The organism is Microbacterium sp. GbtcB4 (assembly GCF_019091465.1).
Taxonomy (GTDB): Bacteria; Actinomycetota; Actinomycetes; order Actinomycetales; family Microbacteriaceae; genus Microbacterium; species Microbacterium paraoxydans.
The window spans coordinates 1-241 of sequence record NZ_JAGXJJ010000445.1 but is presented as its reverse complement, the minus strand read 5'-3'; the positions used below and the strand labels follow the sequence as shown (position 1 = coordinate 241).

General features: G+C 72.6%; 1 pseudogene. It reads right to left on the bottom strand.

Annotated elements, in window-relative coordinates:
- Positions 1-228 (bottom strand): annotated as a pseudogene (locus KVS71_RS18410) (MFS transporter); the annotation flags it as partial.
- Between the last annotated feature and the right edge of the window lie 13 nt (positions 229-241).

Genomic DNA, 241 nt, shown 5'->3' with positions numbered 1-241 from the left:
TCCGGCGAAGCGCCCGCCACCGACACCGGCGAGGCCACCCACTCCGACCACGATCCCGGAGGAGACGACGCCACGGACCCAGTCGTCCTCCGGAGTGGCGAGCTGCAGCGGGAGGAGGAGCTGGACCGGGGTGAGCTGGACGGTCCAGATGGCGAGCCAGGCGAGGGTGAACATCGACATCCAGCGCAGGCCCGCCCTGCGGGTGGCGACGCCCGAGGTACCGCTCACGCTCGTGCCGCCT